Source organism: Hydrogenophaga sp. (assembly GCF_028698005.1).
Classification (GTDB): domain Bacteria; phylum Pseudomonadota; class Gammaproteobacteria; order Burkholderiales; family Burkholderiaceae_C; genus Hydrogenophaga.
In genome coordinates this window covers 1-7,947 of record NZ_JAQVEJ010000138.1, presented here as the reverse complement: position 1 = coordinate 7,947, position 7,947 = coordinate 1, and the positions used below count along the sequence as shown (strand labels likewise).

Here is a 7,947-nt window from a genome sequence, read left to right as displayed (position 1 = left end):
GGGGGGCGGTGCGCTCTCGCTCGTTCCGTTTTGTCGTGATCGACGAAGCCTTCGGGCGCGGCTCGGATGAATCGGCCCAGTATGGGCTGGAACTGTTCCGCCAGCTCAACCTGCAACTGCTGATCATTACGCCGCTGCAGAAGATCCACATCATCGAGCCCTACGTGTCCAGCGTCGGCTTCGTGCACAACGAAGGCGGCCGTGAGTCGCGGCTGCGCAGCCTGAGTATCGAGGAATATCGAGCACAGAAGGCCGCTACCACGGGAGGCGCTGTATGACATGGAGCCAGCCCGCCGACCTTCGCGCGCAGATCGAACGGCTGTGGCAGCGCGGCGAGTTGCTGCGTGCCGTGGTCGGCGACGGCACGCTGGGCTGGCCGTTGCGGCTATCGCTGAAGTCGCCGTCCGCCGCCGATCTCAGCAACCTTTTCGATGCCGTGCGCGGCTGGGCGCGCGACATCAGCGCCATGCCACGCGTGCGCATTGAATGGCGCGAGTGGACGCACCGTGTGCAGGGACGGCAGCGCCTGCCGGACACGCTCTGGATCGATACGCTGGAAGACGCGCTGGCGATGATCGGCAAGACCGGAGATGCCCACCGGTTCCAGGCGCTCTGGCAGCAAACTGCCGAAGCGCAACCCGCACTGCTGCCGTGGCTGCACAGATCACCGTTGCAGACCTTGGCACTGGCCGAACACTGGCCGCGCCTGCTGGCCGTGGTGGCCTGGGTGCGAACCCATCCGCGCCCGGGCGTCTATCTTCGGCAGGTCGACGCGCCGGGCGTGGACAGCAAGTTCATCGAAGCGCATCGCGGTACGCTGGCTCAGTGGCTGGACCTGGCCTTGCCGACTGAAGCCATCGAGCCTGCTGCAACCGGGATGGCTGGGTTTGCCCGTCGCTACGGCTTTCTGGAGAAGCCCGTTCGCATCCGCCTGCGCTTGCTCGATCCGCAACTGCCCCAACTTCCCGGCTGCACCGGCCTGACCGACATCACCCTGGATGAGGACAGCTTCGCCGCGCTCGCCCTGCCTGCGCAGCGTGTCTTCATCACCGAAAACGAGGTGAACTTCCTGGCCTTTCCGCCGGTGTCCGGTGCCATCGTCGTGTTCGGTGCTGGCTATGGTTGGGGAGCGCTCGCCCGAGCCAACTGGCTGCATCGCGCCTCTCTGCACTATTGGGGAGACATTGATACCCATGGCTTTGCCATTCTGGACAGCCTGCGCAAGTATTTCCCGCTGGCCGCTTCGTTTCTCATGGACCGCTCCACCCTGATGGCCCACGCACTTCAATGGGGTGAGGAGCCCCTCGACAAACGCCATACGTTGCCCTTGTCCCGACTGGTCGATGATGAACCCGCTCTCTACGACGACTTGCGCGGTGATCGAATCCGGCCACAACTGCGGCTGGAACAGGAACGCATCGGCTATCGCTGGCTGTGCGCGGCGTTGGTCGCAACAGTCCGGGACGATTTCCGGCCGTAGCGGCATTTCCTGCCGGCGTTGTCAGGGCGTGGTCGATTCGACGAACGCCGGCTCGAAGTCTTGCAGGTCGGTGCCGCGCATGCCCAATCCCCGCGCCACCGCACGCCAGCCCGCCACGGACTGGGCCACTTCGCTCCAGATCGCCCCCGCTTGCGCCGCATCCAGCCTGAAGTACGACGCCGCGGCCATCAGCATGTCCCGACTATCGATGACGCCCGCATCCTCGGTCAGCCAGGTCTTGCTCTCCCGACGGTCGCCCGGCATCGGGTTCAGGTCGAAGGCTGGCGACAGACGCCAACCGCGCTGACGGGCGTCGTACAGGAAGCCGGTGTTGCGCAGGTGGTCGTCGGTGTTGCAGATCAGGAAGTTGAAGGCCAGCCGGCGCCACAGCTCATGGATGTCGGCAATCGGATCGGCGCCTGCCTGCAGCAGCACGTCCACCAGTTCGGTGTAGGCGTGCGTCGCATCGCGGCCATCGGACTGGAGCATCGTCGCGGCCGACACGTAGGGGATGCGAGCGCCATCATCGGTGCGGTCGAAACGCCGGATGACGGCGACCGCCGTGCCGCCGATCACTTCCACGCGCGCCGGCGCCACGCGGATGCCGGCCTTGTCCGCCAGTTGCATGGCCAGCACTTCGCCCCGGATCACGTCGCGCCGGTCCGCCTGGCTGGGGAACTTGCCCACCGCCAGTCGGCCATCGGTATCCCGTACCGTCGACTTCGGCCTGGCGCCGCCCAGCGACGTGCCTTGTCCCAGCAAGTAGCGCAGGTCCTGCACGCTTTCCGTTCCGTCTTCCAGGGCGCGGGCCGCGTGGAGCACCTTGTCCAGTTCCACCAGGGGTGGTACATGCCGATTCGCCCCTCCAGCGCGAAGGTAGGCGCCAGATAGCGGATCGAACAGGCGCAGCGCGCCGACGCGCGCCTCGTCATCCACCCACATCACGAAGTCCACCGGGTCCAGTGCAGGCGTGTCGCGGTCTTCCTGCCGCAGCTTCGCATGGGCGCGCCGGATCACGCGCTCGCCCCAGGCGTCGGGCGCGGTGTCCTCCAGCGCGAGGAAGAACACCTGCCGGGGGTGCTGCACGCCGGCCACCGGCTGGAGATCGGGCGACAGCGTGAAGAAACGGGCGTCCTGCAGCCAGCCGTCGTCGTAACTGAACGCGCTGCGCCGGCCGCTACCCAGATGCAGGCGCCCCACGACCAGGCCGCTGGCCCCCAGATGGACTTCAAGGTCCGGACGTCGTGTGGGCCGAGGCGCTGCCATCAGAAGCCTTCCAGGTCATCGGCAGGCGCGGGCGCATCACCTTTGCCGACGACGGGTGACGCCTGCCGCTTCCTGCCGGCAGAGGTGCGTACTCGCTGCGGCAGTTGCTCCCGCACCAGTTCCATGCCGAGCGCATCGTTCTCCAGGGTCATCGCCTGGGCCAGGTCATCGAGCCGGCCCAGCACGTGCAACGCGCGCAGGAAGGTGTGCAGCGCGGTGCCGGGATAGCCATCTTCCATGCGCCTGACGGTGCTCAGGGACGTGCCGATGCGTTGCGCAAGGTCTTCCTGGCTCAGGCGGCGCATGCGCCGCGCTGCCGAGATGTCCTGCCCCAAGCGGCGCAGCGCGCGCGCGACAGGCTGCGGCATCGCCACCTGCGCGCCAGAACGTTTTTGCTCGGAAGAAGACATCTTTTATCGCCTCAAATGTGAGCTTATTTTTCAAATAAGCATTCATATTTGAACGTAAAAATGGAGGACAGTCAATCCTGTCCATACCACATGGCGACTGCCGCCCGTCGCAGTTCTGGTGACTGCGCTGCGCCATTGCGAGCGTCCCCTGTTCGCGGGAGGTATCACCGGGCTGCCAGCACCCAATGAAATCCGACGGGTGATCTCACCCTGCCCGGCAATCCGGGATCGTCTGCCATCGCCCAGCAACGCCCATGCACAGCCACCAGGGTCATGTTTAGACGCGCCTACAGGCCGAGGCTGTGTTTCGCTGCTCCGAAGTTTGGAACGTACTCCACACCAACGTCCTCCAGATCGGCAGCGATTCCATCTTGAAGACGTCGGGTTATCGGCACGTAGTCCTCCTTCGTCTTCGACGAGGCGGACACGATCGGCGCCGACAGCCTGCCTTGTCCCCTGAATCCTCCAGCCTTGTGGACCAGCGTGCACCTCTTTCTCCAAATGTCGAGGGAGTGCAGTGGGCACGGTCTTGCAGTTGCCTTCCCCGTAGCGCGGCGTTCTCGCCGTCATAGGCGGCGAACGCTTGTGCGGGCTGGCATCCTGGTGCTCCCACCTGGTGATCCCAAACTGCTTGCGCCGTGCCGAGTCCTGAATGCTTGGGGCATTCCGCCCGACACATTCTCAAGGATGAAGACGTACCAGACTATCGAAGCAAGAGCGTTGGAACCCGCGACGAACGCAGCAACTCGGTCGTCTTGCTACCGAACAGCAGACTGCGAACCGGCGAATGCCCGAACGCGCCCATGATCAGCATGTCGATGGCCTGCTCGCGCACCGTTCGGGCAATGACGTCCTGTGCGTCGCCCGCGGCCAGCGAAACCGTCACCTCGAAGCCTGCGGCCTGGAGGGTGTCCCTCGCCCAGTCCAGAGACTTCGGGACGTTTTCGCGGTGCTTGCCCGACATCAGCAGCAGGATGGGCAGGCCGCGCAACAGCGGACTGCCCGCCACCATTTCGACGCCGCGGCGCGTGACGGCGCCGCCATCGAAGGCGATCATCACCCGCTCGGGCGCCTTGAAGTCCTCGGTCACGGTCAGGATGGGCCGGTTCAGCGCACGCACCAGATGCTCGACGTGGTGGCCCAACTCGTGCTGCGCCTTCTCGGCGCCTGCCCCGCGTCGGCCCAGCACCAGCAGGCGCACGCCTTGCGATTGCTCCACCACGGTTTCTTCCAGCGCGCCGTGACGCTGGCGCACATCGACCCGCATTGCGCCGGCAGCCAGAGCTCGCTCGCGCAACCGATTCAGAAACAGCCGGCCGTGCTCCCGCGCGCCCTTGGCGCGTGCTTCATCTTCGGCCGACAGTTGGGCCAGCAGGCCTTCCTGGGCGTCAATGCCGATGGCGCCGCTGTGGTCATTGCCCGAGGCCCGTTCCGGGTGGCTGTCGATGACATGCAGGAACTCCAGGGGCGCCATCATGCGCCAGGCCGCCCATGCGGCGTAGTCGGCCACATGATCCGCATATCGGGATTGATCTACGCAGGCCAGTACCTTGTTTTCGTTTTTCATGGTCCGTTCCTTTCTCAATGGCCCGCGAGCATGTCGGCGGCGCCGTCCTTGTCGTGGACGGCGAATTTGTCCACCATCGTGGAACTGGCTTCGTTCAGGCCGATCACTTCCACCTCCGTGCCTTCGCGCCGGAATTTGATGACCACCTTGTCCAGCGCGCTCACCGCGGTGATGTCCCAGAAGTGGGCGCGGCTGACGTCAATGCGCACCTTGTCGATCACTTCCTTGTAGTCGAAGGCGTTGGTGAAACGCTCGGCCGAGGCGAAGAACACCTGGCCGGTGATGGTATAGGTGCGCATGCGGCCTTCGTCCTCGGTGCGCGAGGACGCATGGAAGATGCGGCCCACCTTGTGCGCGAAGAAGAAACCCGACAGCAGCACGCCGACCAGCACGCCTTTGGCCAGATCGTGGGTGCCCACCGTCATGGCGACGGTCGCCAGCATCACCACGCTGGAACTCTTGGGGTGCTCGCGCAGGTTGCGAAACGATGCCCAGTTGAAGGTGCCGATGGACACCATGATCATCACCGCGACCAGCGCGGCCATCGGGATGCGTGCCACCCAGTCGCCGATGAACACCACCATCAGCAGCAGGAACACACCGGCGGCGAGCGTGGACAAACGGCCCCGGCCGCCCGATTTCACGTTGATGACCGACTGGCCGATCATGGCGCAGCCCGCCATGCCGCCGAGAAATCCGGTGGCGATGTTCGCCACGCCCTGACCCACGCATTCGCGGTTCTTGTTGCTGTTCGTGTCGGTCAGGTCATCGACGATGGAGGCCGTCATCATGGATTCCAGCAGGCCCACCACCGCCAAGGTGGCCGACACCGGAAAGATGATCTTGAGCGTCTCCAGGTTCAGCGGCACATCGGGCAGCAGGAACACCGGCAGGCTGTCGGGCAATTGGCCCATGTCGCCCACGGTGCGGATGTCCAAGCCGAGGAAGATCGCCACGGCGGTTAGCACCACGATGGCCACCAGCGGGGACGGCACAGCCTTGGTGACATACGGGAACAGGTAGATGATGCTCAGACCCGCTGCCGTCATGGCATAGACATGCCAGGTCACGTTCGTCAGCTCGGGCAACTGGGCCATGAAGATCAGGATGGCCAGTGCGTTGACGAAGCCGGTGATGACCGAGCGCGAGACGAAGCGCATCAGCGCGCCCAGCTTGAGCCAGCCGGCGACGATCTGGAGCACGCCGGTCAGCACGGTGGCGGCCAACAAATATTGCAGGCCGTGCTCCTTGACCAGCGTGACCATGACCAGGGCCATCGCGCCCGTGGCGGCCGAGATCATGCCGGGCCGCCCACCGGCAAAAGCGATGATCGTGGCGATGCTGAAGGAGGCGTAGAGCCCGATCTTGGGATCGACTCCAGCGATGATGGAAAAAGCGATGGCTTCGGGAATCAGCGCCAGCGCGACGACGATGCCTGCGAGCAGGTCGTTGCGGACGTTGGACAGCCAGTCCTGGCGAAAGGATTTGATCATTGTTCTATTCCGAGAGAAGACTCAGCCACGGGCTGGAACGGACACAGGCGCGAATGCGTCTTTCCGAACCCGGAATAGAAAGCCGTCCCTACGCAAAAAAGGGGACGGCAAGACGCAGTCAAACGGACGCGCAGCCTCGTGCGAGCAAGAAATGAGGAGGGAAAAGCTGGCTCGCAGCGAGAATGAGACTTACACCGGTGGGAACTCCAATTGACTGCGGACAGAGGCGAAGCTCGTCATTTTAAAGGAGTTGCAGGCCAAAAGCGAAAACGCCCACCCGGAGGCCGACCGGGCAGTTCCCATCAACGGGCCAAGAACCAGCCGGCGGCCGATGCCAGGACAACGACCAGAGCCGGCGGCGCCTTGCCGATCACCAGCAAGCCAAATGCCGCGAGCGCGAGCCCAAAGTCCGCCCGATTCTGGATCGCACTGGTCCACACCGGGTCGTACAGCGCCGATAGCAGGATGCCCACCACCCCCGCATTGATGCCCGCCATCGTGGTCTGAATGCCCTGCCGGTGGCGAAGGCTCTCCCAGAACGGCAGTGCGCCCACGAGCACCAGCAAGGCCGGCAGGAAAACCACACCCAACAGCGCCAGTCCGCCCCACCAGCCGTGCAGCGGCCCCTGGGCCACCGCGCCCAGATAGGCCGCGAAAGTGAACAGCGGCCCCGGCACCGCCTGGGCGGCGCCGTAGCCTGCCAGAAAGTCGGCGTTGCTGACGGCGCCGCTGGGCACTACGGTGGTTTGCAACAGCGGCAGCACGACGTGGCCACCGCCAAAGACCAGCGCGCCGGCGCGGTACACGCCTTCGAGCAGGGCCAGGACGGATGATCCGCTGGCCGCCGCCCACAGCGGCAGGCCGACCAGGGGCAAGGCGAACAGCAGCAAGGCCACGACGCCGAGCGTGCGTGAGACAGGATAGGCATGGGGCTGGCCGCCGGCCGGCTGCGACAGCTTCAGTCCCCAGTGGCCCAGCAGGCCCGTGACGACGATGGCGATGATCTGTCCCGTGGCCGATGGCAGGAACAGGGTCAGCAGCGCGGCCAGAATCGCCAGCGCGGCACGCGGGCGATCCGGGCAAAGTGACCTGGCCATGCCCCATACCGCTTGCGCCACGACGGCCACGGCAACGACCTTCAGCCCATGCACCCAGCCCGATTCGGCCAATCCCTGGTACTGGGCAATGCCGAAGGCGAACAGGATCAGCGCAATCGCCGATGGCAAGGTGAATCCCGCCCAGGCGGCCAGCAAGCCGGGCCAGCCCGCGCGGCCCAGGCCCAGCGCCATGCCGACCTGGCTGCTGGCCGGGCCCGGCAGGAACTGGAACAGGGCGACCAGATCGGAGTAGCCGCGGTCGTCGAGCCAGCGGCGGAGTTCGACGAACTCCGTGCGGAAATAGCCCAGATGCGCGATCGGCCCGCCAAAGGAGGTCAGCCCCAGCCGCAGGAACACCAGAAAAACCCGCCAGGCGCTGTCGCGCTCTGCAGTAGTAGGCACCGTCATCAAATAGCCTCTTGCTTCATGCGCTTGGACAACGCCTCGGCGCTTTCCTTGCGCTCGCTGTAGCGGTCCACGAGGTACGGCGCCGCGTCGCGCGTGAGCAGCGTGAACTTCATCAACTCTTCCATCACGTCCACGATGCGGTCGTAATAGGCCGAAGGCTTCATGCGCCCGGCGTCGTCGAATTCCTGCCATGCCTTGGCAACCGAGGACTGGTTGGGGATGGTCA

At 65.2% G+C, this 7,947-nt stretch carries 7 protein-coding genes and 1 pseudogene; 2 read left to right on the top strand and 6 right to left on the bottom strand.

Annotated elements, in window-relative coordinates; all coding sequences use genetic code 11:
• Nucleotides 1-278: hypothetical protein (locus PHQ87_RS12490; RefSeq protein WP_300234769.1), on the top strand; the 278-nt coding region annotated here is incomplete at its 5' end.
• Entirely contained in the window at nt 275-1,480 is a 1,206-nt protein-coding gene (locus PHQ87_RS12485; RefSeq protein WP_300234767.1) for a Wadjet anti-phage system protein JetD domain-containing protein, read from the top strand. The genes PHQ87_RS12490 and PHQ87_RS12485, both read left to right, overlap by 4 nt.
• A 21-nt stretch (nt 1,481-1,501) precedes the next feature.
• Here the strand turns inward: PHQ87_RS12485 and PHQ87_RS12480 are convergent, their stop codons facing one another.
• The 6 genes and pseudogenes from PHQ87_RS12480 to PHQ87_RS12455 form a co-directional block, all read right to left on the bottom strand.
• Nucleotides 1,502-2,746: a type II toxin-antitoxin system HipA family toxin gene (locus PHQ87_RS12480; RefSeq protein WP_300234765.1), complete on the bottom strand. Its 1,245-nt coding sequence runs from the start codon at nt 2,744-2,746 to the stop codon at nt 1,502-1,504.
• Entirely contained in the window at nt 2,746-3,156 is a 411-nt protein-coding gene (locus PHQ87_RS12475; RefSeq protein WP_300234763.1) for a helix-turn-helix domain-containing protein, read from the bottom strand. Before PHQ87_RS12475 ends, PHQ87_RS12480 begins: the two co-directional genes overlap by 1 nt.
• A gap of 703 nt (nt 3,157-3,859) precedes the next feature.
• A complete protein-coding gene (locus tag PHQ87_RS12470; protein WP_025513229.1) occupies nt 3,860-4,723 on the bottom strand; it encodes a universal stress protein in 864 nt (287 codons plus the stop codon).
• Between the two features lie 14 nt (nt 4,724-4,737).
• Nucleotides 4,738-6,216 carry a SulP family inorganic anion transporter gene (locus tag PHQ87_RS12465; RefSeq protein WP_300234758.1) on the bottom strand — a complete coding sequence of 493 codons (1,479 nt, stop codon included), beginning with the start codon at nt 6,214-6,216 and terminating at the stop codon, nt 4,738-4,740.
• A 302-nt stretch (nt 6,217-6,518) separates the two neighbouring features.
• On the bottom strand, nt 6,519-7,721 hold the full coding sequence (gene chrA / locus PHQ87_RS12460) for a chromate efflux transporter (protein WP_300234755.1): 1,203 nt from the start codon (nt 7,719-7,721) through the stop codon (nt 6,519-6,521).
• Nucleotides 7,721-7,947: pseudogene (locus PHQ87_RS12455) on the bottom strand (arsenical resistance protein ArsH); the annotation flags it as partial. The pseudogene PHQ87_RS12455 and the gene chrA, both read right to left, overlap by 1 nt.

Coding starts and splice junctions, on each gene's coding strand:
- chrA (WP_300234755.1), bottom strand. CDS start 7,721: ATGACGGTGCCTACTACTGCAGAGCGCGACAGCGCCTGGCGGGTTTTT.
- PHQ87_RS12465 (WP_300234758.1), bottom strand. CDS start 6,216: ATGATCAAATCCTTTCGCCAGGACTGGCTGTCCAACGTCCGCAACGAC.
- PHQ87_RS12480 (WP_300234765.1), bottom strand. CDS start 2,746: ATGGCAGCGCCTCGGCCCACACGACGTCCGGACCTTGAAGTCCATCTG.
- PHQ87_RS12475 (WP_300234763.1), bottom strand. CDS start 3,156: ATGTCTTCTTCCGAGCAAAAACGTTCTGGCGCGCAGGTGGCGATGCCG.
- PHQ87_RS12485 (WP_300234767.1), top strand. CDS start 275: ATGACATGGAGCCAGCCCGCCGACCTTCGCGCGCAGATCGAACGGCTG.
- PHQ87_RS12470 (WP_025513229.1), bottom strand. CDS start 4,723: ATGAAAAACGAAAACAAGGTACTGGCCTGCGTAGATCAATCCCGATAT.